Consider the following 25,613-nt stretch of genomic DNA (forward strand, 5'->3'; position numbering starts at 1 on the left):
TCTGCCCTCTTTTGAGGAGAGCCGCATCTGGCCGGCGCTCGCGCGCCTCCGACCACAGCCGATCCCTTGTTGTTCTCTCTTCGGTGTGAGGGCCTCATGAACGTGATGTCATCCCTGGACGCCCCGAGCCTCCAGACCGAGACCGATGGCGACGGCCTCTGGTACAAGGACGCGATCATCTACCAGTTGCACGTCAAGGCATTCGCCGACAGCAACAATGACGGCATCGGCGATTTTGCCGGCCTCACCGAGAAGCTCGATTATCTGCAGGATCTTGGCGTCACCGCGCTGTGGCTGCTGCCGTTCTATCCCTCGCCCGGCCGCGACGACGGTTACGACATCGCCGACTATGGCAGCATCAATCCCGATTTCGGGACGATGAAGGAGTTCAAGCGCTTCATCCAGGAGGCGCAGCGCCGCGGCCTGCGCGTCATCACCGAGCTCGTGGTCAACCACACCTCCGACCAGCACCATTGGTTCAAGCGCGCGCGCCGCAGCCCGCCGGGATCGAGCGCGCGCAACTGGTATGTCTGGAGCGATACCGACCAGAAATATCTTGGCACGCGCATCATCTTCACCGACACCGAGAAGTCGAACTGGACCTGGGATCCGGAAGCCGGCCAGTTCTACTGGCATCGATTCTTCTCACATCAGCCGGATCTCAATTTCGACAATCCGCGCGTGGTCAGCGCCATCATCCAGGTGATGAAGCGCTGGCTGGATGCCGGCGTCGACGGCTTCCGCCTCGACGCGATCCCCTATCTCTGCGAGCGCGACGGCACCAACAACGAGAATCTGCCCGAGACGCATGCGATCATCAAGCGCCTGCGCGTCGAGCTCGATAACTACGCCAAGGACAAGCTGCTGCTGGCGGAGGCCAACCAATGGCCGGAGGACGTGCAGGAATATTTCGGCCAGGGCGACGAGTGCCACATGGCCTATCACTTCCCGCTCATGCCGCGCATCTACATGGCGATCGCGCAGGAGGACCGCTTCCCGATCACCGACATCCTGCGCCAGACGCCGGACATCCCTGCGAGCTGCCAATGGGCGCTGTTCCTGCGCAATCATGACGAGCTGACGCTCGAAATGGTGACCGACGTCGAGCGCGACTATCTCTGGTCGACCTACGCCAACGATCCACGCGCGCGTATCAATGTCGGCATCCGCCGGCGGCTGGCGCCGCTGATGGACAATGACCGGCGCAAGATCGAGCTGATGAACTCGCTCCTGATGTCGTTCCCGGGCACGCCGATCATCTATTACGGCGACGAGATCGGCATGGGCGACAACATCTATCTTGGCGACCGCAACGGCGTGCGCACCCCGATGCAATGGACGCCGGACCGCAATGGCGGCTTCTCGCGCGCCGACCCGGCGCGGCTGTACGCGCCGATGATCATGGACCCGGTCTACGGCTACGAGGCGGTCAACGTCGAGGCGCAGTCACGCAGCCTGTCGTCGCTCCTCAACGCCACGAAGAAGCTGATCTCGGTGCGCAAGTCGACGCTCGCCTTCGGCCGGGGCACGATGACGTTCATCCGTCCGGCCAACCGCTCCGTGCTGGCCTATGTGCGGCAATACAAGGACGAGGTCATTCTCTGCGTCGCCAATTTGTCGCGCTCGGCGCAGGCGACCGAGCTCGATCTCTCCGCATTCAAGGACCGCATTCCGGTCGAGATGCTCGGCCGCTCGCGCTTTCCCGCCATCGGCGAGCTGCCCTACATGATCACGCTGTCGCCCTATAGCTTCTACTGGTTCCAGCTCAAGGAGCGTGACAAGTCGGAGCCGGTGGTTCAGCGCGCCGTACCGGAATTCGAGACGCTGGTGGTGCCGCTCGGCTCGACCTGGGTGTCGCTGGCGCGCACTCGCAGCCTGTTCGAGCGCGACGTGCTGCCCGGCCATCTCGCGCGCACGCGCTGGTATCCCGAACGCACGCCAGACGCGATCCACCCGACTTTGACGTCCGCGATCCCATTTTGCGACATCGGCGACAACCGTCCGTGGCTGATCTTCTTCAAGGCCGCCGAGCGCAAGGACGAGATGCGCTACCTGCTACCGATGCAGATCGACTGGGTGCGGTTCGATCGCGAGCGCTACAATCCGCAGGCGTTCGCCGCCGTGCGCCAGGGCGCCCGCGAGGGCACGCTGCTCGATGCCGCCACCAATCCGATATTCCTGTCGCTGCTGCTGCGCAATCTCGCGCAGTCGCTCACCGTCGAGGAGAACGGGCTGCGGCTGGAATTCCGCCCGACCTCGCGCTTTCCCGACAAGCCGGTGCGCGAGTCCGAGCAGGTGCGCGTCATCGAGACCGACCGCTGCAGCAGCAAGGCCGTCGTCAACAACGAGTTCTTCATCAAGATCTATCGCGAGCTCGAGGCCGGCCCTCATCCGGAAGTCGAGTTCGGCCGCTTCCTCACCGAGAGCGTCCAGTTCTCCAACGTGCCACCGCTGCTCGGCAGCGTCGAGCTGGTCCAGGACGACGAGCGCCGCACGGTGGGCGCCGTGCACGGCTTCGTGGAGAATCAGGGCGACGGCTGGACCGTCACCGCGGCCTATCTCGACCGCTACATCGACGACCAGCGCGTGTTCGCCACGAGCGGCGACGAACGACAGAGCGAGGAGCTTTCACCCTATCTGCGCTACATGGCCCAGACCGGCCGACGCACCGGGGAGTTGCATGCAGCCCTGGCCTCGCGCGGCGACATCCCCGGCTTCGCTCCCGAGCCGACCACGGCCGATAGCCTCGATCACTGGATCGACCGGCTTCGGGCCCAGGCCGTGCGGATCGTCGCCAGCCTGAGCGAGCGCCACGATCATCTCAAGGACCCCGAGCGCGGTTTGGCCGATCAGGTCCTCGCGAGGCGAAGTGAACTGTCGGAGAGACTGGGTCATCTTCTTCCCTACCAGATGGACGGCTGCGATATCCGCGTGCATGGCGACTTTCACCTGGGTCAGATCCTGATCGTCAGGGACGACATCGTCATCATCGACTTCGACGGCGACGAAGGGCTGCCGCTTGCCGAGCGCTGGCGCAAGGCGCCGCCGGCGCGCGACATCGCGGGCTTCCTGCGCTCGATCGACTGCTCCGTGCGCGTGGCGCTCGAACGCGCGCTGCGGGCCAGCCCCGATGACCATGGCCGGCTCGCTGCCGCGCTGACGGAATGGCGCGATCGCGCCATTGCGGCCTTTCTGGCCGGTTATCACGAGGTGAAGGCCACGGAGCCGCTCTGGCCGGAGAATTCGCGCAGCGCAGAGGCGCTCCTTAACTTTTTCCTGCTGGAAAAAGCGCTCGGAGCGCTCGAATATGATCTGGCTCACCGGCCGGACTGGTTGCGCGTCGCGCTGGGCAATCTGCTTCGCGTCCTGTCCGAGTCAGCCCCTTCCAGCGAGTCTTCATGACCCATCTTTCTCCCGAGGCGTTTGCGATCATCGAGGGCCGGCATGCCGACCCGTTTCGCTATCTCGGTCAGCACAACGTCGACGGCCAAACCATCGTGCGCGCCTTCCTGCCGGAGGCCTCCCGGGTCGAGGTGGTGGGCGAGCACGGCGAGGTCGCGCCACTGGCGCGCATTCACGATGCTGGTCTGTTCACCGGGACGATGTCGTCGATGCAGCGCTATCGCTTGCGCGCGACCTTCGGCGATTCCGTGACCGATCTGGAGGACCCCTATCGCTTCCTCCCGATCCTCGGGGATTTCGACCTGCACCTGCTCGGGGAAGGCAATCATGAGCGGCTCTACGACAAGCTCGGTGCACATCCGATGGTCATCGACGGCGTCGATGGCGTCGGCTTCGTGGTGCTCGCTCCCAATGCGCGGCGCGTCAGCGTGGTGGGCGATTTCAACTTCTGGAATGCAAGGCGGCATCCGATGCGGGTGCGCGGCAACGGCTATTGGGAGCTGTTCATCCCGCGCGCCCGGGCTGGCGACCACTACAAGTTCGACATCATCGGTCCGCAGGGCGAGCACCTGCCGCTGAAATCCGACCCGATGGCGTTCGCGGCCGAAATGCGCCCCAAGACGGCGTCGATCGTGGTGGATGAGACGCGTCTGCCGCGGCCGCGCCCGGCGCCTCATGACATCAACAAGCTGAACAAGCCGGTCTCGATCTACGAGGTGCATCTCGGCTCGTGGCGGCGCAAGGACAACAATCAGTGGCTGACCTATCGCGAACTGGCCGAGCAGCTGCCGGCCTATGCGCGCGACATGGGCTTCACCCATATCGAATTCCTGCCGATCAACGAGCATCCGTTCGACGGCAGCTGGGGCTATCAGCCGACCGGCCTGTACGCGCCAACCAGCCGCTTCGGCAGCCCTGAGGACTTCTGTGCGCTGGTCGATGCCTGTCACCGCGAGGGCCTTGCGGTGTGGCTCGACTGGGTGCCCGGCCATTTCCCGGATGATCCGCACGGGCTCGGCCATTTCGACGGCACCGCGCTGTACGAGCATGCCAACCCGATGCAAGGCCGGCATCTCGACTGGGGCACGCTGATCTACAATTACGGCCGCACCGAAGTGGCCAATTTCCTGCGCTCGAACGCGCTGTTCTGGCTGGAGCGCTACGGCATCGACGGCCTGCGCGTCGACGCCGTCGCCTCGATGCTCTATCTCGACTACAGCCGTCCCTCGGGCGGCTGGATCCCCAACAAATATGGCGGACGCGAGAATCTCGAAGCCATCGAGTTTCTGCGCCGGACCAACATCGACGTGTTCGGCCATTTCCCGCAGGCCACGACCGCGGCCGAAGAATCCACCGCCTGGCCGCAAGTATCGCGTCCCGTCGACACGGGCGGGCTCGGCTTCGGCTACAAGTGGAACATGGGCTGGATGCACGACACCTTGCGCTACGTCAGCAAGGACCCGATCCACCGCAAATATCACCACGGCGAGATCCTGTTCGGCCTGCACTACGCCTTTTCGGAAAACTTCATCCTGCCGCTGTCGCATGACGAGGTCGTGCACGGCAAGCGCTCCATCCTGGGCCGCATGCCCGGGGACGACTGGCAGCGCTTCGCCAACCTGCGCGCCTATTACAGCTTCATGTTCGGCCATCCCGGCAAGAAGCTGCTGTTCATGGGCTGCGAGCTCGCCCAGGAGCGGGAATGGAATCACGACACCTCGCTGGACTGGCATCTGCTGGGAGATGCGCGCTATGCCGGCATCCAGGCCCTGATTCGCGACCTCAACCACCTCTACCGCAACCAGCCGGCGCTGCACGAGCGCGACTGCGATCCGGAGGGCTTTGAGTGGCTGATCACCGACGATGCCGACCGCAACGTGTTCGCCTGGGTGCGAAAAGGCTTTGATGAGCGCGCCCACTGCGTCGTGGTCGTGAACTTTTCCCCAAACGTGTATTACAATTACCGGGTCCGCGCGCCGCTCGGCGGCACATGGCGGGAAGTCTTCAATTCGGACTCCTCGCATTATGGCGGCAGCAATGTCGGCAATGTCGGCCAGGTCCATGCCTCTGAAGATCAGCACCTCAACCTCATCCTCCCGCCCATGGCAGCGGTATTTCTCGTCCCGGAAGCCTGACGCGATGCGCCTGGCCGCAGGAAGTCACGCCCGCCTCGGTGCCACCTGGGACGGGCGAGGGACCAACTTTGCCCTGTTCTCCGCCAATGCCGAGAAGGTCGAGCTCTGCCTGTTCGACAGCCAGGGCCGCCGCGAGATCGAGCGCATCGAGCTGCCGGAGCGGACGGAGGACGTCTGGCACGGCTATCTCAACGACGTCTCGCCCGGGCAGCTCTACGGCTACCGCGTCTATGGCCCCTATGAGCCGGAGCGCGGCCACCGCTTCAATGCCAACAAGCTGCTGCTCGACCCCTATGCCAAGCGGCTCGCCGGCCGCCTTGTCTGGAGCGACGCGCATTTCGCCTACCGTGCCGGCTCGCCGCGCGAGGACCTCTCCTTCGACCGCCGCGACAATGCGCGCGGCATGCCGAAGGCCGTCGTCATCGACGAGACCTTCAACTGGGGCCGGCGCGAGATGCGCCCGCAGATCCCGTGGGAGGACACGATCATCTACGAGGCCCACGTCAAGGGCCTGACCAACAGACGCGACGACGTGCCGCCGAACCTGCGCGGCACCTATGGCGGGCTGTCGTCGCCGGCGATGATCAAGCATCTGAAGCGCATGGGCGTCACCACGATCGAGCTGCTGCCGATCCACGCCTTCATCGACGACCGCATGCTGGTCGAGAAGAAGCTGGTCAACTATTGGGGCTACAACACCATCTCGTTCTTCGCGCCGGAGCAGCGCTACGCGCAGGACAACCCGCTCGACGCTTTCAGGACCACGGTGGCGCGGCTGCACGATGCCGGCATCGAGGTGATGCTCGACGTCGTCTACAACCACACTGCCGAGGGCAATCATCTCGGCCCGACGCTGTGCTACCGCGGCATCGACAACGCCTCCTACTACTGGCTGAAGCCGGACAATCCGCGCTTCTATGACGACTTCACCGGCTGCGGCTCGTCGGTCAACCTGACGCATCCACGCGTGCTGCAGATGGTGATGGACTCTCTTCGCTACTGGGTCGAGGTCTGCCATGTCGACGGCTTCCGCTTCGACCTCGCCACCACGCTCGCCCGCGAGAAGCACGGCTTCGACCGGCGCAGCGGCTTCCTCACCGCGATCCGCCAGGACCCGGTGCTCGCCGGCGTCAAGCTGGTCGCCGAGCCCTGGGACGTCGGCCTTGGCGGCTATCAGGTCGGCGCGTTCCCGTCGCAATGGTCGGAATGGAACGACCGCTATCGCAGCGCCATGCGCCGCTACTGGAGCGGCGAAGGCAGCCTGATCGGCGAGGTGTCGAGCCGCATGACCGGCTCCTCTGACATCTTCAATCACGACGGCCGCACCCAGCGCGCCAGCGTCAACCACGTCACCGTCCACGATGGCTTCACCCTGGCCGATCTCTTCGCCTACAACAGCAAGCATAACGAGGCGAACGGCGAGGACAATCGCGACGGCTCCAACGACAACCACAGCAACAATTTCGGTCACGAGGGTCCGACCGACGACGTCGTGATCAACGCGCTGCGCCGGCAGTCGCGCAAGAACCAGCTCGCCTGTCTGTTCCTCGCACAAGGCTTGCCGCTTTTGCTCGCGGGCGACGAGGTCGGCAACTCGCAAGCCGGCAACAACAACGCCTATTGCCAGGACAACGAGGTCGGCTGGATCGACTGGAGCGGCATGGGCCGCGAGGGCGACGACCTCATCGATTTCATCGCGCATATGACCGAGTTGCGCCGCCGCTTCGGCCAGATCCGTGCGCGGCGCTGGCTGGACGGCCGCCGCTCGGACGGCAGCTTCGGCGTGTTGTGGCTGACGCCTTCGGCGGAGGAGATGACGCAAACCGACTGGACCTTTCCCGATGGACGATTTCTCGCCTATGTGCTCGCCCCGGTGGAACAGGAGCAGGCTCCGATCTTTATCGTTCTGAACGCGGCCCCCGAAGAGATCGGATTCAAATTGCCCAAGCTCGCCGAAACCAAGATTTGGCAACAGGTTCTGAACACCACCGAAGCCCAGCAGAAGCCGATCGACTTCGCGTCCGGCACGGACCTCAAGGCCCCGCCCCGCTCCGTCCTGGCGTTTGCGGGCCTGTCATGACCGCGCGGCAGTTCGGACCCGCGATCACGGCAAACGGCACGACCTTCCGGCTGTGGGCGCCCGCGGCGAAGCGGGTTGATCTGGTGCTCGACGGTCAACATGAGATGCAGCGCGGTGATGGCGGCTGGTACACGCTCCATGTCTCGGGCGTCGGCGCCGGCGCGCGCTACAAATTTCGCATCAATGACGAACTTGACGTTCCCGATCCCGGCTCCGACTTTCAGCCCGAGGACGTGTTCGGCCCGAGCGAGGTGATCGATCACGGCCGCTACGCGTGGCGCGCGGAGGATTGGCGCGGACGACCGTGGCAGGATGCGGTGTTCCTGGAAAGCCATGTCGGCACGTTCACGCAACATGGCACCTATCGGGCGATGATCGACAAGCTCGATCATCTGGTCGAGACCGGCATCACCGCGCTCGAACTGATGCCGCTGGCAGATTTCGCCGGCAGCCGCAACTGGGGCTATGACGGCGTACTGCTCTATGCGCCCGACAGCGTGTATGGCCGCCCCGACGATCTCCGTGCGCTCATCGACGAGGCGCATCTGCGCGGGCTGATGGTGTTTCTCGACGTCGTCTACAATCATTTCGGCCCGGAAGGAAACTTTATAGGCGTTTACGCACCGACGTTCTTCACCGACGCGCATACGCCCTGGGGCAGCGCTATCGACTACCGGAGGCCGGAGGTCCGCGCGTTCGCGATCGAGAACGCGCTGCATTGGCTGACTGACTATCGCTTCGACGGACTGCGCTTCGATGCCGTCAATCACATCCTCCACAATGAAGGCGAGATCCCGATGCTGCACGATCTCAGTGCGGCCGTCGGCAGGCTGGTCGAGCGCACAGGACGGCAGATCCACCTCGTGCTGGAAAACGGCGACAACCGCGCCAGCATGCTGGACGCGGCGGAGGATCCGCCTCGCGGAAAGTTTCGCGCGCAGTGGAACGACGACTATCACCATGCCTGGCATGTGATGCTGACCGGCGAGACCGGCGGCTATTACGGCGACTATCAGCAATCGCCGACCCGCGATCTTGCACGCGCGCTCGCCTCCGGCTTCGTCTATCAGGGCGAACAGGCCACGTTCTGGGGCGGCATCAACAGGGGCGAGCCGAGCGGTCATCTCGCCCCCGGTGCCTTCGTGAATTTTTTGCAGAACCATGACCAGATCGGCAACCGCGTGTTCGGCGATCGCCTTGAAGTACTGGCGCCGCCCGAAGGTATTGCTGCAGCGCTGGCGGTCACACTGCTCGCACCCACCGTGCCGATGCTTTACATGGGCGAGGAATGGGGCTCGAAACAGCCATTCCCGTTCTTCTGCGACTTCAAGGGCGATCTCGCGAACGCCGTGCGCAAGGGACGCCGCAAGGAGTATGAGTGGGCATACGCGAGATATGGCGACGAGGTCCCCGATCCGCTCGACATCGAAACCTTCAAGTCCGCCATCATTGATTGGGACGCGCGCAGCACATCGCCTGGCCGTGAGCGCTTGGCTCTGGTGCGAGATCTCCTCGCTGTGCGCCACAAGCACGTGGCGCCGCGGTTGCCGGGCGCGCGATTCGGCAAAGCCGACGTCAGCGAAGACGGCCGCCTGACCGGGCATTGGGTGATGGGAGACGGCAGCACACTGCGGCTGCTCGCCAACGTTTCGGGCACGGAGATCGCAGGCGCTTCGGCGAACACCGTCGGCACACCCATCTGGGGCGGCACGCCGGGCGATTGTCTGCCGCCCTGGTCCGTGTTCTGGAGCATCGGAGGATAGCCATGCCTCCCGCCATTCCGCTCGCGACCTATCGCCTGCAGCTCACCGCCGACTTCAACTTCGAGGCCGCGGCGCGCGTCGTGCCCTATCTCAAGGCGCTCGGCATCAGCCATGTCTACGCCTCGCCGTTCATGACGGCGCGCAAGGGCTCGACGCATGGCTACGACATCACCGACCATGCCAAGCTCAATCCCGAGCTCGGCGGTGAGGAGGGCTTTGCCAAGCTCAGTGCCGCGCTGACAGCGCACGACCTCGGGCTGATCCTCGATTTCGTGCCCAACCATGTCGGCGTGCATTTCGACGACAATCCCTGGTGGCTGGACGTGCTCGAATGGGGGCAGGCCTCGCCGCACGCGGCCTCGTTCGACATCGATTGGGATCAGCTGCCTTATCGCGCGCGCGGCGGCGTGCTGCTGCCGATCATCGGAACGTCCTACGGCCACGCGCTCGAACATGGCGACATCGAGCTGCGCTACGACGCGGAGGAAGGCTCCTTCTCCTGCTGGTACTTCGAGCACCGGCTGCCGGTCGCGCCCGAGCGATATGGCGAGATGCTGCGCATCATACTCAAGGAGGCCGGCGAGGAGAACAGCGCGGATGGCAAGGCCATCCTGGACCTCGCTTCGCGCTACCGCGGCCTGCGTCATCCGAACCGCAAGGAGGCGCCCGCCTTCAAGGCTGCGCTGAAGGCCATTCCAGGTGCCGCCGACGTCATTGCTCGCGGTCTGCCCGCCTATCGGGCCGGCGAGGGCCGCCCGGCCCAGACGCTGGCCCTGCATCATCTGCTGGAGCGCCAGCACTACAAGCTCGGGCACTGGCGGCTCGCCTCCAGCGACATCAACTATCGCCGCTTCTTCGACGTCAACACGCTGGCCGGCCTGCGCGTCGAGGATGCCGGCACGTTCGAGGCAATCCATCGGCTGGTCAAGAAGCTGATCGCCGACGGCCAGTTGCAGGGGCTGCGGCTCGACCATATCGACGGGCTGCGCGATCCCGCGCAATACTTCCAGCGCCTGCGGCGTCTCATTCGCGACGCGCGCGGACCGGCCGTCGGTCCGTTCTACGTGGTCATCGAGAAGATTCTCTGCGAGCATGAGAAGCTGCCGAGCTTCGCCGGCGTGCACGGCACCACCGGCTACGAGTGGATGAACGTGATCACGCAGCTCTTGATCGACGGCAAGGGGCTGGAGCCGCTCGACGAGATCTGGCGGCAGATCAGCAACAAGCCGCCGAAGCTTGCGCCGGTCATCAAGGAGGCCAAGCGGCGCGTCCTCGAGACCTTGCTGACCTCCGAGTTCACCGTGTTGACGCGCCTGCTGGCGCGCATCGCCAACGGTCACTATTCCACGCGCGATTATTCCGAGGACAGTCTGCGCCAGGCGCTCGAGCTTTATGTGCTGCACTTCCCGGTCTATCGCACCTATCTCACCGGCGCCGGACCGACCGAGGCCGACCGCAAGCTGATCGACCATGCCATCGCGGCTGCCCGCGCCGAGTGGTTCGCCTCCGACGGCTCGATCTTCGACTTCCTGCGCGACGCACTGACGATGGACCTCATCAAACGCGACCGCAACACGACTCACAGCGTTCCGCGCGTCCGCCGCTTCGCGTTGAAAGTGCAGCAGTTCACCGGACCGATGATGGCGAAATCGCTCGAGGACACCGGCTTCTACCGCTTCCATCGGCTGCTCGCGCTCAACGAGGTCGGCGGTGATCCCTCCGCGCATGCGCTGGCGATCCGCGATTTCCACACGCTGATGCAGGCGCGGGCCAAGCATTGGCCGCACGGCATGACGGCGACCGCGACCCACGACACCAAGCGCGGCGAGGATGCCCGCACCCGCCTTGCGGCGCTGACCGAGATTCCCAACGATTGGACATCGGCGGTGGCGCGCTGGAAGACGATGAATGCACCGCATGTCGTCACCGACGGCAACATGCGGGCGCCCTCGGCGACCTTCGAATATATGCTCTATCAGACTCTCGTCGGCATCTGGCCTGCGAGCGGCGCCGATGAGTCGCTGGTCGAAAGACTCCAGGCCTATGCGCTGAAGGCCGCGCGTGAGGGCAAGGAGGAGACCAGCTGGCTCAATCCGAACGAGGCCTATGAAAATGGCTTGCGCACGTTCATCGAACGCATCCTGGACCGCGAGCGCTCGGCCGAGTTCCTGCAGTCGCTGGAGACCGTCGCCAAGCGGATCGCGCTGCTGGGCGCGTTGAACTCGCTGTCTCAGCTGACGCTCAAAGCGACGATGCCGGGCGTGCCCGATTTCTATCAGGGCACCGAGTTCTGGGATCTGTCGATGGTCGATCCCGACAACCGCCGCCCGGTCGATTTCGCTGCGCGCGAGCGGGCGCTGCGGGAGAACGAGTCGCCCGATTGGGCCGACCTCGCGGATCATTGGCCCGATGGCCGCATCAAGCTCGCCTGGACGCACGAGTTGCTCAAGCTGCGCCAAGCGTTGCCATCGGTCTTCACCGACGGCTCCTACGAGCCGCTGGAGGTGAGCGGGCGGCATGCCGGGCACATCATAGCCTTTGCGCGCCGTCGCGGCCGCGAGGCGGTCGTCATTGTGATCGCCCGCTCCCTGGCGCCTTTCGCCGACAGCGGCCGCGTCTGGCCGCACGCGGATGCATTCGACGCGACCGTGCATCTTCCCGGCTATTCCGCGCCTCAGATCCAGAACGGCGCCCTCCCCGTCTCCGCGTTGTTCACTCATCTTCCCGCCGCGGTGCTCGCAGCCCGCGCGGAAAGTTCCCCCAGCCTCGGCACCAAGCAGACGCCTGTGCTGGCAACCCAGAGCTGATCAGTTCTTCTTGGTCAGCAGCAATTGTCCCCGGCTGCGGATGGCATTCTGCGCGGCCTCCGCAAAGCGCTGCAGCAACCAGGGCAGAGTGACCTCGACCTGGACGCGATCCTCGGCGACCTCCACGTGGCCGGACGCCGCCTGCCCGAGCGCGCGGACGCGAAAGAACATCTTGTCCCCCTCCCAGCGCTCCTCATCCACGCTCAGCACCGGAATGCTGCTCGCGGCCCGGCTCAGGCCGGATTGCAGCCGGCGCACGGCTTCGTCCTTGCCGAGGCGATGCGGGATGGAAACGACAAGCGGCCTTGACATCGCATTCTCCTGACTAACAACCGTCCTGATGTAGTCACGACGCGTTACGACCGCAAAGCCACACCCCCCATTTTACCTGATCCATCTCCGGAACTTTCGAAGTTCCGACCAGTTTCCTCGGCGAAGGCAGAGTGACGCACCGCCCCGCTGCCGGGCTCTGGAGGGAAGTACATGTCCATCGGAACGATCATCCTCATCATTCTCGTCATCGCCCTGCTCGGAGGTTTCTCCGGCATCGGCGGCGGCCCGTTCTACGGCACCGGCTATTACGGCGGCGGCGGCCTCGGCCTGATCATCGTCATCGTGCTGATCCTTGTCCTGCTCGGACGGATCTGATCTACCTGCGATGACGTCGTTGGGCAGATGTGGCGCAAACCACGTCTGCCCGAACGATCTCAGAGTTCTCACAACGTGTCGGTCAGCTTCCTGATTGCCGGCCTGATCGCTCCGGCTGCATCATCGTAGCCATCCCACGCCTTGGTCTTGGCCAGCAGCGCCGGTACGGTGCGGATGGTGTAGCGCTTGGGATCAAGTCCGTTCTTCACCTGCGCCCACGTCACCGGCATCGACACCGTCGCGCCCTCGCGCGCCCGCGGCGACAGCACGGCAACCGCCGTCGACATCCGATCGTTGCGCAGATAGTCGAGGAAGATCTTTCCCTTGCGCAGCTTCTTCGACATGTTGAGCAAATAGTCGTCGGGGCTGTCATTGGCCATCCACTGGCACACGCCCTGCGCAAACGCTTTCGCCTCCGGCCATGTCACCTGGTCGCGCGCGCCATGCAGCAGCGGTGTCACGACATGCAGGCCCTTGCCGCCGGTGGTCTTGCAGAAGCTCTCCAGGCCGAGCGTCTTGAGACGCTGCCGCATCTCCTTGGCCGCCGCGATCACCTCCTCGAATGCAACGTTGGGTGCCGGATCGAGATCGAACACCAGGCGGCCCGGCACATCGTAGGCATCGGGCGCACAATTCCACGGATGCAGCTCGACCGCGGCCACTTGCGCCACCGCGATCAGTCCCTCAACGCGATCGATCTGCAGATAAGGCTTCCGGTCTCCGGACACCTTTACCAGTTCGAGCAGGTCCGACATGCCCTGCATGCCGTGCCGCTGAAAAAACCTCTCGCCGCCGATTCCGTCGGGCGCACGGACGATCGAGCACGGCCGGCCCTTCAGATGCTCGATCATCCAGTCGCCGACCGCTTCCAGATAGGTGGCGAGATCGAGCTTCGTGACCGGCTCGCCATCGCCCGCATCCGGCCATAGCGCCTTGTCCGGCTTCGAGATCGCAACGCCCATCACCGTGGCCGCGCCCTTGGTGCGTGACGGCGTCTTGTGGACCGTGGTGCCGCCGGTCGCGACCGTGGCGGCGGCCCGCGCCACCGGCTTCGTCACCTTGGCCGCGACCACCGGCTCCTCCGCGACGACCTCGCGCGCCGGCTTGTCCTGACGCAGCCCCTTGAACGAGGCCTGTCTCACATTGCCGTCTCCGGTGAAGCCTGCGAACTCGATCTCGGCGACCAGCTCGGGCTTGAGCCAATGCACCTCGCGCGCCTTGCGCGGGGCATTCTTGCCGCTGAACGGACTCTTGTCGGATGCGGCCGCCTTCAGCGCAGGCATGATCGCCTTCACCGTATCCTGACCGAAGCCGGTGCCGACGATGCCGACATAAGCGAGATGATCGTCCTTGTTGACGCCGACCATCAACGAGCGGAATTTGCCGTTGGTGGTCTTCCAGCCGCCGACCACGACCTCGTGGCCGGGACGGGTCTTCGCCTTGGTCCAGCTCTCGGTGCGACCGGAGTGATAGGCCGAGTCCAGCTTCTTCGAGACGATCCCTTCGAGGGATAGCTTGCGCGCCGACTCCAGCACCGCTTCACCGTCGCTCTCGAAATGCTCGACGTAACGGATCACGGGCGTCTTGCCCTTGATGTTGGCCTTCAAGAGCTTGGCCAGGCGTGCTTTGCGCTCGCGGAGCGGCTGGCGGCGCAGGTCGAACTCCTCGACGAACATCAGGTCGAAGGCAAAGAACACCAACTCGTCGGTCTGCCCGGCCGAGATCGCCGCCTGCAGCGCGGAGAAGTTCGGGTTACCATCCTTGTCGAGCGCAACGATCTCGCCGTCGATGATCGCATCCGGCAGCTTGGCAGCCGCCTCGGCGATCACGCCGAACTTGGCGGTCCAGTCGAGGCCCTTGCGCGTCTTCAGCGCCGCCTGGCCATCCTCGACCCGGATCTGCACGCGGTAGCCGTCGAACTTGATCTCGTGCGCCCAGCCCTCGCCGCTGGGCGGCTGTGCGACGGAGGTGCACAGCTCGGGCGGCACGAAGTCTGGCAGCGACGAGACGGTCTTTGGCTCCGCCATCTTCGACACGCGCGAGGACTTCGCCCTCCCTGCCTTCGCGGCCTTCGTTCTCGACGATGCTGCCTTGGTCGACACCTTGCTGGTCTTCGTTTCGCCGTCGCTGCGATTGGAGTGCCATATGGCGTCGGCATTCATGCGCTGCCTCTTGGCGAGCATGAACGGCTTCGGTGCCCTGCCCTTGCCGGCCGCGATCTGCTCCATGGTGCGACCCGAGGCCACCGACTTGTCGGCATCGAGAACGTCGTTGGCCGCGCCTTCCCGGGCGAACTCGTCGCGATGCTTGATCAGCAGCCAGTTGGTGCGCTTGCCGCCGGTGCGGTCGTGGCGCATCCGCACCAGCACCCAGCTGCCGTGCAGCTTCTCACCCTCAAGCGTAAATTTCAGGTCGCCCTTCGTGAAGCCGCGTTCGGGATCATCGCTCTCCCAATAGCCGCGGTCCCACAGCATCACCGTGCCGCCGCCATATTCGCCTTCAGGAATCGTGCCTTCGAAATCGCCATAGTCGAGCGGATGATCCTCGACCTCAACCGCGAGGCGCTTGTCGTGCGGATCGAGCGACGGCCCCTTGGTCACTGCCCAGGACTTGAAGACGCCGTCGAATTCGAGCCTGAGATCGTAATGGAGCCGGGTGGCGTCATGCTTCTGGATGACGAAGCGCGGCCGCGCGGCGGGCGCGATCCTGGCGTCACCGGACGGCTCTGCCGTTTTTTCGAAATCGCGCTTCTTGCGATAGGTGGAAAGCTTCTTGAGCGCCACGGTGATCCCTCGCGTTGAGCGGTAGCGTAGCAAAGCCGGCGAGGTCGTGAAACCGGCTGGTCCGCATGATAACACCGGGCAAAGTTCCGCGTTCCCAGCGCTCGGCGAGCACCGGGGTTTGCTGCCGTCGCCCTCTGCGGAAGCAAGCCGGGCTTGTCCGGCCATCCACGTCGTTCGGCGGGTGCGGGTCGACGTGGATGCCCGGGCCTTCGCCCCGCCGAAGCGGCTACGCCCGCGCAGGCGGGACAAGCCCGGGCATGACGAGGAACGAATAGGCGGCGCATCCCGGGTAACTGCTCCAAGCTGCTGCACATGGAACCGCCGCGACGGCTCATCCGTTGCAGCGCCGTCCCACTCGCTCTCGGAGATCACAATGGCCCCCCGCGCCTATTGGAAAGGCTCGCTCAAACTCTCGCTCGTCACTTGCCCCGTCGTGCTCTATCCGGCGTCGACCTCGGTGGAGAAGACGCGCTTTCACCTGATCAACCGCGAGACCGGCAACCGGCTGAAGCAGCAGATGATCGATGCCGAGACCGGTGACCTCGTCGAGGGCGATCAGAAGGGCCGCGGCTACGAACTATCCAAGGGGCAATATGTCGAGATCGAGCCGGAGGAGCTGGAGGCCGTCCAGATCGAGAGCAACCACACCATCGACATCGACAGCTTCGTGCCGCGCGAGGAGATCGACCAGCGCTATCTCAACCACCCCTACTACATCGCTCCCGACGGCAAGGCGGCGGTCGATGCCTTTGCGGTGATCCGCGACGCGATGAAGGACCAGGACCGCGTCGCGCTGGCGCGCATCGTGCTGACGCATCGCGAGCACGTCATTGCGATCGAGCCGATGGGCAAGGGCATGCTCGGCACCACCTTGCGCTTCCCCTATGAGCTGCGCGACGAAGCGGAGTTCTTCGACGACATCAAGGCGCCGAAGATCACCAAGGACATGGTGGAGCTCGCCGGACACATCCTGCAGACCAAGGCGGCGCACTTCAAGCCGTCGGAGTTCAAGGACCAGTACGAGACCGCGCTGAAGGCGCTGGTGAAACGCAAGGCCTCGGGCAAGCCGATCAAGCTGCCGGAGCCCGAGGAGCGGTCCGGCAATGTCGTGAGCCTGATGGATGCGCTGAAGCAGAGCCTGGGCAAGGGCGACAAGAAGGCGGCACCGGCGCCATCGCGGCGTGCGCCTGCGCATCGGCGTCCGGCGAAGAAGGCGCACCGCTCGGCGGCGCGGCAGAGGAAAGCGGGGTGAGGAATCCGTAGCCGGATGAGCGCAGCGACATCCGGGTTCACGTGTATCGTTCGTGAGAACCCGGATGTCGCGCCGCTAATCCTGGCTAAAAATCGCTTGGGTCGCACAAGCGCTCCCCGACCCCACCGCAGTCATCCCGGCGAACGCCGGGATCCATACTCCGCGGCGATTGTGGTGAGACACGATTGGTCGAACATCCCGCCCATCACATCTCCCTGGGGTTATGGGTCCCGGCGTTCGCCGGGACGACAGCGGAGGATTGGGTGACGACTGCGCTCACGGCGCGGATAAGCGCAGATGTCAGCTCTTCTTCGACGACTTCTTCGTCGTTTTCTTGGTGCTCTTCTTCGCGCTCTTCTTGCTCGAACTCTTCGAGGACTTCTTCGCCGACGACTTCTTCGCCGACGATTTAGCGCTCTTCCGCGGCGGCACCTTCTTGCCCTCTCGGCGGGCCTCGGACAGGCCGATCGCGATCGCCTGCTTGCGGCTCTTGACCTTGCGGCCGGAGCCGCCGCTCTTCAACGTGCCGGCCTTGCGCTTCTTCATCGCGCGCTCGACGTCCCTGGATGCGCCCTTGGAGTATTTGCGTGCTGTTCGTGCCATCGACATGGTCTCCCTATGACAGCACGGCAATTACGAGATCAGGCGAAGGTTCCGCTTTGTGGGAATGGCGAACATGAAGAACAGCTAATCCGGCGCGCGCAGGCGATAGCCGATGCCGGTTTCGGTCAGCACGAAGTACGGGCGTTCAGGATCGGCCTCGATCTTCTGGCGCAGCTGGCGAACGTAGACGCGCAGATATTGCGCGTCGGTCAGCTCGTCCCACAGCTCCTTGAGCAGAAAGCGATGCGTCAGCACCTTGCCGGCGTGCTGCACCAGGACGCGCAGCAGATCATACTCCTTGGGCGAGAGCTTGATCTCGCGTTCACCGACCTTGACGATGCGCCGCACCAGATCGACGGAAAGATCGCCGGTGCGGAATAGCGGACGCTCACCCTGCACCTGCAGCTGATGGCGCAGGGCGGCGCGCAGCCGCGCCAGCAGCTCGTCCATACCGAACGGCTTGGTGATGTAGTCGTCGGCACCGAGATCGAGCGCCTTCACCTTGCCGGCCTCGTCGCCGCGACTGGACAGCACCACGACCGGAATACTCTCGTTGCGCGCCCGGATGGTCCGCAACAGTTCGTGGCCGTCGATGTCCGGCAGGCCGAGATCGAGGATGATCAGGGCCGGCTCCTCGGCGAGCTTGTCGAGCGCGACCTTGCCGCTCGGCGCTTCCAGGATCTCATAGCCCTGCGTCGCCAGCCCCATCCGCAGCAGTTTGCGGATCGGCGGCTCGTCGTCGATCACGAGCACCTTGATGGGCGCACCGGTCATGCCGCAGTCTCCAGGGTCTTCGCCTGCGGTGGCACCGGCAGACGGATCGTGAGAACCGCGCCGCTGCGATCCGCACGGTTGCCGGCGGTCATCCGGCCTTGCATCGCCTCGACGAAGCCGCGCGAAATCGCAAGCCCGAGGCCAGTGCCGGGACGCACCTGGTCGCCTTTCTGCACACGATAGAACTTGTCGAACACGTGCTCGACCTCATCGGGCGGAATGCCGTCTCCCTCGTCGCGGACGTCGAGCACCACCCAGGCGCCGTCGCGCCGCGAGCGCAACTCGATCGTCGTGTCGGCCGGAGCATATTTGGCGGCGTTGTCGAGCAGGTTGAACAGCACCTGCTCGAACAGCACGGCATCGAGCTCGAGCATCGGCAGGTCGGCGGCGAGTTCCAGCGAGATTTTGTGACCCGCCAGGATCTTGCTGGCGCGGCGCAGCGCGCTGCCGACGATCTCGCCGAGATCGTGCGGCGCCGTATTCGGCTTGATCGCGCCGGATTCGAGCTTGGTCATGTCCAGGAGGTTGGCAATGAAGCGGTTCAGCCGCTCGGACTCGTCGATGACGGTCGCGAGCAGGTCGAGCTTCTCCTTGTCCGACAAGCGTGTCGCGAGGTCGCGCATGGTCGACGCGGCGCCGAGCACGGAGGCGAGTGGCGTCTTCAAATCGTGCGAGATCGAGGTCAGCAGCGCCGAGCGCAGCCGGTCCTGCTCCATGGTGCGCTTGACCTTGTCCATGTCCTCGACCAGCAGCACGCGCTCGATCGCCAGCGCACCCTGGTCGACCAGCGCGTCGAGCAGCCGGCGCTGGTCGGGCGTCAGCAGCGGACCGGAGCGGTCGTCATCGATGCCGATGACGCCGATCAGTCCGCGGCCGGTGCGCATCGGCAGGAACAGGCGCTTGGCGCCGGGCAAGGTGTCCGAGCCGCGGCCGGCGGCGCGGTCATTGCTCCAGGCCCAGCTGGCCGCGGCAAGGTCCGCATCATCGAGTTGATCCTCCGGCGGATAGCCGGCCATCACGATGAGCTTGCCGTCCTGCGGCAGCAGCAGCACGACGCGCACTTTGAGCATCAGCGCGGCCTGATAGGCCGTCGCCCACAGGACGTCGTCGAGCGTAGCGGTGCCCGCCAGCTTGCGGCTGAAGGCATACAGCTGCTCGGTGGTCCGAATCCGCTGCGTTGCCGAATCCGCCTGCACACGCACGCGGGAGGCGACATTGGAGACCAGGAGCGCGATCAGCATGAAGAAGAAGAACGCGGCGACATTGGTGGGATCGGTGATCGTGAAGGTGTAGATCGGCGGCAGGAAGAAGAAATTGTAGCACAAGGATGCCATCAGGCTCGCCAGCAGCGACGGCCACAGGCCATAGCGCGCGGCGACGCCGACGACGGCGGTGAGGAAGACAAGGTCGACGTTCTCGATGCCGAAGAACGGCTGGATCAGCTCGGCGAGGCCGAGGCCGACGGCCGTGATCAGCAGGGCCATGATGTAGGGCTTGGCCTGCAGCGGCTCGCTGCGAGCCCGCGTCTGGACCGACGTACCGGTCTCGCCCGGCGTCTCCTCGCCGGGGATGACGTGAATGCTGATGTTGCCGGCCCGGCGCACGAGATCGTGGACGACGGAGCCCCTGATGATCTCGAACAGACGCGAGCGCTGCGACTTGCCGATGATGATCTGGGTGACGTTGTTGGCTTGGGCAAAGCCGATGAGATCATCGGCGATGCGGCGGCCCGCGCTGGGAATTGTCAGCGCTTCGCCGCCGAGCGACTCGGCCAGCCGGAGCGTATCGGCAAGGCGGTCGCGCTGTTTGTCCGAGAGCTGCAGGTTGCGACGGGTCTCGATGGTGACAGCCGTCCACGGCGCATGAACCCTGTCGGCGAGGCGCTTGGTGTAGCGCACGAGGCCGGCTGCGCGCGGATCCTCGGAGACGCAGACGAGAATGCGCTCGCCCGCGGCCCAGGGGCCGGCGATCGCATTGGCCTGCATATGGTTGAGCAGCTGCTCGTCGACGCGCTCGGCCGTCCTGCGCAGCGCGAGCTCGCGCAGCGCCGTCAGATTGCCCGGCGAGAAGTAGTGCTCCAGCGCACGCTCGGCCTGCTTGGGCACATAGACTTTGCCCTCCTTCAGCCGCTGGATCAGGTCGTCGGGCGTGAGGTCGATGAGCTCGATGGCATCGGCGCGATCGAGGATCGAATCCGGCACGGTCTCGCGCACGCGCACATGGGTGATCTGGGCGACGACGTCGTTGAGGCTTTCGATATGCTGGACGTTCACGGCGGTATAGACGTCGATCCCGTGCGACAGCAGCTCCTCGACATCGAGGTAGCGTTTGGGATGACGGCTGCCCGCAGCATTGGTGTGAGCCAGCTCGTCGACGATCGCAAGCTTCGGACGCCGCGCGATCACGGCATCCAGATCCATCTCCTCGATGACCTGGTCCTTGTAGCCGATACGCTTGCGGGGAATGACCTCGAGGCCGCGCACCAGCGCATCGGTCTCGACACGACCGTGGGTCTCGACGAAGCCGATCACGACATCGATGCCGGCCTTCAGCTTGGCGTGCGCGCTCGACAGCATCTCGTAGGTCTTGCCGACGCCGGGGGCGGCGCCGACAAAGATCTTGAGCTTGCCGGCAGGACTCTCCTCCCGCCGGGCCGCTTCGAGCAGGGCTTCCGGCGAGGGACGCTGGTCAGGATCGCGGCGTTGATGAGCCATGCGGCATTATAGACGGGGGTCTCTCGGCGCCAAGACCAGGACCCCCGGCGACCTCACTTGACCGTTACTTGGTTGCCGTTGCGGCATCGAGCGCCAGATTGAGCGCGAGCACGTTAACGCGGGGTTCGCCGAGCAGCCCGATCAGCCGCCCCTCGGTGTTTTTCACGACCAGCGCCCGCACCCGATCCTCCGGCACGCCGCGCGCCTTGGCGACGCGCGGCACCTGGAACATCGCCGCTTCCGGCGAGACGTGCGGATCGAGGCCGCTTGCCGACGTGGTGACCAGGTCGACCGGGACGGGCTGCGCGGGGTTCTCCGCCTTGAGCTTGTCGACGTCCTCCTTGACGCGATCGGCCAGCGCCTTGCTGGTCGGGCCGAGGTTCGAGCCGGAGGAGTTCGCCGCGTTGTAGGGCGCCGGCACGGTCTTGGTGGAGTCATTCGGATCGGCGGTCGAGGTCGCCGAGGGGCGGCCGTGGAAATATCTGTCGTCCTTGAACTCCTGGCCGATCAGCGCCGAGCCGATGACCTGGCCGTTGCGCGTGATCAGGCTGCCTGCGGCCTGAGCCGGGAAAATCGTGACGGCGAGGCCGGTCATGGCGAGCGGATAGAGCAGGCCCGTGATGAGTGTGAGCGCGAGCAGGACGAAGATGGCGGGACGGATTTCTTTGAGCATGTGAGTCTCCTGTGTTTCTTCCGTCATTGCAAGGAGCGAAGCGACGAAGCAATCCAGGCTGCGCGCGGGACTCTGGATTGCTTCGCTTCGCTCGCACTGACGGCGGTTGGGAGTGTCAGGCCAGATGCAAGGCGGTCACGAGCAGGTCGATCGCCTTGATGCCGATGAACGGGATGATGATGCCGCCGAGACCATAGATCAGCAGATTGCGGCCGAGCAGCGCGCCGGCGCCGATGGCGCGGTAGGCGACGCCTTTCAGCGCCAGCGGGATCAGCGCGATGATGATCAGCGCGTTGAAGATGATCGCAGAGAGAATCGCGCTTTGCGGGCTCGCGAGGTTCATGACGTTCAGCACGTTGAGCTGCGGGTAGAACGCCAGGAACATCGCCGGGATGATCGCGAAATATTTCGCGACGTCGTTGGCGATCGAGAATGTCGTCAGCGCCCCGCGCGTCATCAACAGCTGCTTGCCGATCTCGACCACCTCGATCAGCTTGGTCGGGTTGGAGTCGAGATCGACCATGTTGCCGGCCTCGCGCGCCGCTTGCGTGCCGGTGTTCATGGCGACGCCGACATCGGCCTGCGCCAGCGCCGGCGCGTCGTTGGTGCCGTCGCCGCACATCGCCACCAGCTTGCCCTTGGCCTGCTCGTCGCGGATCAGCTTGAGCTTGTCCTCGGGGGTCGCCTGCGCCAGGAAGTCGTCGACGCCGGCTTCGGCGGCGATCGCGGCGGCGGTCATCGGATTGTCGCCGGTGATCATGACGGTGCGGATGCCCATCCGCCGCAGCTCGGCGAAGCGCTCGCGGATGCCGCCCTTGACGATATCCTTGAGCTGGATGACGCCGAGCAGGCGGCCGTCCTTGGCCACGGCCAGTGGCGTGCCGCCGGCCTTCGCGATCTCGTCCGAGATGGCGCGGATCTCGCGGGCAAGCTCGCTCTCGGCCTGCGGAATCGCGCGCATCGCGTTGCCGGACGCGACCTGCGCGATGCCGCCACCGCCGATGTAGTTGAGGATGGCGTCGACCGCGCCCTTGCGTACCGAGGAGCCGCCGGCATCGACGCCGCTCATGCGGGTCTGCGCCGTGAACGGCACGAAGGTGGCGCCGAGCTCGGCCATGTCGCGGCCGCGGATCCCATACTTCTCCTTGGCGAGCACGACGATCGAGCGGCCCTCCGGCGTCTCGTCGGCTAGCGAGGCGAGCTGCGCCGCGTCGGCAAGCTCCTGCTCGGTGACGCCCCTGACCGGGCGGAACGCGGTGGCTTGGCGATTGCCAAGCGTGATGGTGCCGGTCTTGTCGAGCAGCAGGGTGTCGACGTCGCCGGCAGCCTCGACGGCGCGGCCGGACATCGCCAGCACGTTGAAGCGCACCAGGCGGTCCATGCCGGCGATGCCGATCGCCGACAGCAGCGCGCCGATCGTGGTCGGGATCAGGGTCACGAAGAGCGCGACCAGCACCACCACCGAGATCGAGCCGCCGGCATACGCGGCATAGCTCGGGATCGTGACCGTGGCGAACACGAAGATGATGGTGAGGCCGGCGAGCAGGATGTTGAGCGCGATCTCGTTCGGCGTCTTCTGCCGCTCGGCGCCCTCGACCAGCTTGATCATGCGGTCGATGAAGGTCGAGCCCTGCGCCGCGGTGATCCGCACACGGATCCAATCCGACAGCACCTGCGTGCCGCCGGTCACGGCCGAGCGGTCACCGCCGGATTCGCGGATCACCGGCGCGGACTCGCCGGTGATCGCGGCCTCGTTGACCGAGGCGACGCCTTCGATCACCTCGCCGTCCGAGGGGATGGTGTCGCCGGCTTCGACCAGTACGATGTCGCCGACCTTGAGACTCGTGCCTGCGACCAGCTTGTACGAATGATCAGTCGGGCTCGACCCGGTCAGCAGCTTGGCCTGGCTCTCGGTGCGTGTCTTGCGCAGCGAATCTGCCTGCGCCTTGCCGCGGCCCTCGGCGACGGCCTCGGCGAAGTTGGCGAAGATCACGGTGAACCACAGCCAGAGGATGATCTGGAAGGTGAAGCCGAGATTGGCTCCGCCGGTGATGACGTCGCGCAGGAAAATCACCGTGGTGAGCGCGGCGACCACCTCGACCACGAACATCACGGGGTTCTTGATCATCAACCGCGGATCGAGCTTGACGAAGGCCGCCTTGATGGCAGGCAGCAGGATCGCAGTGTCGAGCATCGTCGACATCGGCGAGCGCCTCGAGAGTTTGATGGTATCCATGGAGGTTGCTCCGAGATCAGAACACCGTGCCGGCGGTCATCGCGAGATGCTCGACGATGGGACCGAGAGCGAGTGCGGGGAAGAAGGTGAGGCCGCCGATGATCAGGATGACGCCGACGACCAGGCCGACGAACAGCCCGCCAGTGGTGGGCAAGGTGCCGGCGGACGGCGGGATCGACTTCTTCTCGGCGAGCGAACCTGCGATCGCCATCGCCGGGATGATCATGAAGAAGCGGCCGACGAACATCGAGGACGCGAGCGTCAGATTGTAGAAGAAGGTGTTGCCGGTGAGGCCGCCGAAGGCCGAGCCGTTGTTGGCGGTCGCCGAGGTGAAGGCGTAGAGCACCTCGGTGAAGCCGTGCGGTCCGGCATTGGCCATCGATGCCACGGCCGACGGCAGCACGACGGCGACCGCGGTCCAGCCGAGATACATCAGCGGCAGGACCAGGATCGCCAGCATCGCCATCTTGACCTCGCGGGCCTCGATCTTCTTGCCGACATATTCCGGCGTGCGCCCGACCATCAGGCCGGCGACGAAGATCGCGAGCACCACGAACAGCAGCATGCCGTAGAGGCCGGCGCCGACGCCGCCGACGATGATCTCGCCGAGCTGCATGTTGATCAGCGGGATCATGCCGCCGAGCGCGGTGAAGCTGTCATGCATCGCGTTGACCGCGCCGCAGGAGGCGGCCGTGGTGATCACGGCGAACAGCGACGACGCGACGATGCCGAAGCGGACCTCCTTGCCCTCCATGTTGCCGCCGGTCAGCCCGAGCGCGTTCAGCACATTGCTGCCGCTCGCCTCGGCCCAGTAGGTGACGGCGACGCCGGCGATGAACAGCACGCCCATGACAGCGAGGATCGCCCAGCCCTGGCGCTGGTTGCCGACCATGCGGCCGAACACGTTGGTGAGCGCGGCGCCGAGCGCGAAGATCGAGATCATCTGGATGAAGTTCGACAGCGCGGTCGGGTTCTCGAACGGATGCGCGGCATTGGCATTGAAGAAGCCGCCGCCATTGGTGCCGAGCATCTTGATCGCGACCTGCGAGGCCACCGGCCCGACCGCGATGGTCTGCTTGGCGCCCTCGAGCGTCGTTGCCTCGACATAGGGCCCCAGCGTCTGCGGGATGCCCTGCCAGACGAGGAAGAGAGTGTAGACGATGCACAGCGGCAGCAGGATGTAGAGCGTGCATCTGGTAATATCGACCCAGAAATTGCCGACGGTGCGCGCAGAGGCACGCGAGAAGCCGCGGATCAGCGCGATCGCGAGCACGATGCCGGTGGCGGCCGACAGGAAGTTCTGGTGCGTCAGGCCGAGCATCTGGACGAGATAAGAGAGCGTGCTCTCGCCGCCGTAGTTCTGCCAGTTGGTGTTGGTGAGGAAGCTGATCGCGGTGTTGAACGACAGGTCCTCGGCGACCGCGGACTGGCCGGCGGGATTGAACGGCAGCACGGCCTGCAGCCGCATCACGCCGTAGATGATCAGGAAGCCGCCGACATGGAACAGCAGCATCGCGACCGTGTAGGTCAGCCAATGCTGCTCGCGGCGCTCGTCGACGCCGCCGGCCCAGTAGATCGCGGCTTCGACCGGTCGCAGCACCGGAGAGAGGAACGTACGCTCGCCGTTGAAGATTCGCGTCATGTACCAGCCGAGCGGCTTGGCGAGCGCGACGACGACGGCGCAATAAAGCAGGATCTGGATCCAGCCGATGACGGTCATGGGGATTGTCCTAGGGAAGTGCT

At 65.1% G+C, this 25,613-nt stretch carries 15 protein-coding genes; 7 read left to right on the forward strand and 8 right to left on the reverse strand.

Features of this window, described 5'->3' with window-relative positions:
• Window positions 1–96: 96 nt before the first annotated feature.
• Genes treS through treY form a run of 5 tightly spaced genes read left to right on the forward strand, consistent with a single transcriptional unit; the run spans window position 97 to window position 12,187 of the window.
• Window positions 97–3,402, forward strand: a complete 3,306-nt coding sequence (gene treS / locus BRADO_RS27070; RefSeq protein ID WP_012029383.1) for a maltose alpha-D-glucosyltransferase — start codon at window positions 97–99, stop codon at window positions 3,400–3,402.
• Entirely contained in the window at window positions 3,399–5,537 is a 2,139-nt protein-coding gene (gene glgB, locus BRADO_RS27075) for a 1,4-alpha-glucan branching protein GlgB (protein WP_012029384.1), read from the forward strand. The genes treS and glgB overlap by 4 nt, the downstream gene beginning before the upstream one ends.
• A 4-nt stretch (window positions 5,538–5,541) precedes the next feature.
• A complete protein-coding gene (gene glgX / locus BRADO_RS27080) occupies window positions 5,542–7,617 on the forward strand; it encodes a glycogen debranching protein GlgX (protein ID WP_012029385.1) in 2,076 nt (691 codons plus the stop codon).
• Window positions 7,614–9,380, forward strand: coding sequence for a malto-oligosyltrehalose trehalohydrolase (treZ, locus tag BRADO_RS27085; protein WP_012029386.1), 1,767 nt, complete (start codon window positions 7,614–7,616; stop codon window positions 9,378–9,380). Before glgX ends, treZ begins: the two co-directional genes overlap by 4 nt.
• A 2-nt stretch (window positions 9,381–9,382) precedes the next feature.
• Window positions 9,383–12,187, forward strand: coding sequence for a malto-oligosyltrehalose synthase (gene treY, locus BRADO_RS27090; RefSeq protein WP_012029387.1), 2,805 nt, complete (start codon window positions 9,383–9,385; stop codon window positions 12,185–12,187).
• Here the strand turns inward: treY and BRADO_RS27095 are convergent, their stop codons facing one another.
• Window positions 12,188–12,499: a polyhydroxyalkanoic acid system family protein gene (locus BRADO_RS27095; RefSeq protein ID WP_012029388.1), complete on the reverse strand. Its 312-nt coding sequence runs from the start codon at window positions 12,497–12,499 to the stop codon at window positions 12,188–12,190. It abuts the gene before it with no gap.
• Between the two features lie 171 nt (window positions 12,500–12,670).
• On the opposite strand from BRADO_RS27095, the gene BRADO_RS34380 reads away from it, so the two are divergent.
• Window positions 12,671–12,835, forward strand: a complete 165-nt coding sequence (locus tag BRADO_RS34380) for a DUF3309 family protein (protein ID WP_012029389.1) — start codon at window positions 12,671–12,673, stop codon at window positions 12,833–12,835.
• Window positions 12,836–12,903: 68 nt separating this feature from the next.
• Here BRADO_RS34380 and ligD read toward each other — a convergent pair whose 3' ends face one another.
• A complete protein-coding gene (gene ligD / locus BRADO_RS27100; protein WP_012029390.1) occupies window positions 12,904–15,618 on the reverse strand; it encodes a DNA ligase D in 2,715 nt (904 codons plus the stop codon).
• 373 nt (window positions 15,619–15,991) lie between these two features.
• On the opposite strand from ligD, the gene BRADO_RS27105 reads away from it, so the two are divergent.
• Window positions 15,992–16,870, forward strand: a complete 879-nt coding sequence (locus BRADO_RS27105; RefSeq protein ID WP_012029391.1) for a Ku protein — start codon at window positions 15,992–15,994, stop codon at window positions 16,868–16,870.
• Window positions 16,871–17,170: 300 nt separating this feature from the next.
• On the opposite strand, the gene BRADO_RS34385 is transcribed toward BRADO_RS27105, so the two are convergent.
• The 6 genes from BRADO_RS34385 to kdpA form a co-directional block, all read right to left on the reverse strand.
• Window positions 17,171–17,473, reverse strand: a complete 303-nt coding sequence (locus tag BRADO_RS34385) for a DUF6496 domain-containing protein (RefSeq protein WP_012029392.1) — start codon at window positions 17,471–17,473, stop codon at window positions 17,171–17,173.
• 84 nt (window positions 17,474–17,557) lie between these two features.
• Window positions 17,558–18,247, reverse strand: a complete 690-nt coding sequence (locus BRADO_RS27115) for a response regulator (protein WP_012029393.1) — start codon at window positions 18,245–18,247, stop codon at window positions 17,558–17,560.
• Window positions 18,244–20,961: a sensor histidine kinase KdpD gene (locus tag BRADO_RS27120; protein WP_012029394.1), complete on the reverse strand. Its 2,718-nt coding sequence runs from the start codon at window positions 20,959–20,961 to the stop codon at window positions 18,244–18,246. Before BRADO_RS27120 ends, BRADO_RS27115 begins: the two co-directional genes overlap by 4 nt.
• 64 nt (window positions 20,962–21,025) lie before the next feature.
• Window positions 21,026–21,634 carry a K(+)-transporting ATPase subunit C gene (locus BRADO_RS27125; RefSeq protein WP_012029395.1) on the reverse strand — a complete coding sequence of 203 codons (609 nt, stop codon included), beginning with the start codon at window positions 21,632–21,634 and terminating at the stop codon, window positions 21,026–21,028.
• A gap of 115 nt (window positions 21,635–21,749) precedes the next feature.
• A complete protein-coding gene (kdpB, locus tag BRADO_RS27130; protein WP_012029396.1) occupies window positions 21,750–23,870 on the reverse strand; it encodes a potassium-transporting ATPase subunit KdpB in 2,121 nt (706 codons plus the stop codon).
• A gap of 16 nt (window positions 23,871–23,886) precedes the next feature.
• Window positions 23,887–25,590, reverse strand: a complete 1,704-nt coding sequence (gene kdpA, locus BRADO_RS27135; RefSeq protein ID WP_012029397.1) for a potassium-transporting ATPase subunit KdpA — start codon at window positions 25,588–25,590, stop codon at window positions 23,887–23,889.
• Between the last annotated feature and the right edge of the window lie 23 nt (window positions 25,591–25,613).

The sequence above is a fragment of the Bradyrhizobium sp. ORS 278 genome, from assembly GCF_000026145.1.
GTDB lineage: Bacteria > Pseudomonadota > Alphaproteobacteria > Rhizobiales > Xanthobacteraceae > Bradyrhizobium.

Excerpts from the sequence above, each read along its gene's own strand:
- BRADO_RS27095 (WP_012029388.1), bottom strand. The coding sequence starts at position 12,499 with ATGTCAAGGCCGCTTGTCGTTTCCATCCCGCATCGCCTCGGCAAGGAC.
- treZ (WP_012029386.1), top strand. The coding sequence starts at position 7,614 with ATGACCGCGCGGCAGTTCGGACCCGCGATCACGGCAAACGGCACGACC.
- BRADO_RS34385 (WP_012029392.1), bottom strand. The coding sequence starts at position 17,473 with ATGGCACGAACAGCACGCAAATACTCCAAGGGCGCATCCAGGGACGTC.
- kdpA (WP_012029397.1), bottom strand. The coding sequence starts at position 25,590 with ATGACCGTCATCGGCTGGATCCAGATCCTGCTTTATTGCGCCGTCGTC.
- glgX (WP_012029385.1), top strand. The coding sequence starts at position 5,542 with ATGCGCCTGGCCGCAGGAAGTCACGCCCGCCTCGGTGCCACCTGGGAC.
- BRADO_RS27105 (WP_012029391.1), top strand. The coding sequence starts at position 15,992 with ATGGCCCCCCGCGCCTATTGGAAAGGCTCGCTCAAACTCTCGCTCGTC.
- BRADO_RS34380 (WP_012029389.1), top strand. The coding sequence starts at position 12,671 with ATGTCCATCGGAACGATCATCCTCATCATTCTCGTCATCGCCCTGCTC.
- kdpB (WP_012029396.1), bottom strand. The coding sequence starts at position 23,870 with ATGGATACCATCAAACTCTCGAGGCGCTCGCCGATGTCGACGATGCTC.
- BRADO_RS27115 (WP_012029393.1), bottom strand. The coding sequence starts at position 18,247 with ATGACCGGTGCGCCCATCAAGGTGCTCGTGATCGACGACGAGCCGCCG.
- BRADO_RS27120 (WP_012029394.1), bottom strand. The coding sequence starts at position 20,961 with ATGGCTCATCAACGCCGCGATCCTGACCAGCGTCCCTCGCCGGAAGCC.
- glgB (WP_012029384.1), top strand. The coding sequence starts at position 3,399 with ATGACCCATCTTTCTCCCGAGGCGTTTGCGATCATCGAGGGCCGGCAT.
- treY (WP_012029387.1), top strand. The coding sequence starts at position 9,383 with ATGCCTCCCGCCATTCCGCTCGCGACCTATCGCCTGCAGCTCACCGCC.
- BRADO_RS27125 (WP_012029395.1), bottom strand. The coding sequence starts at position 21,634 with ATGCTCAAAGAAATCCGTCCCGCCATCTTCGTCCTGCTCGCGCTCACA.
- treS (WP_012029383.1), top strand. The coding sequence starts at position 97 with ATGAACGTGATGTCATCCCTGGACGCCCCGAGCCTCCAGACCGAGACC.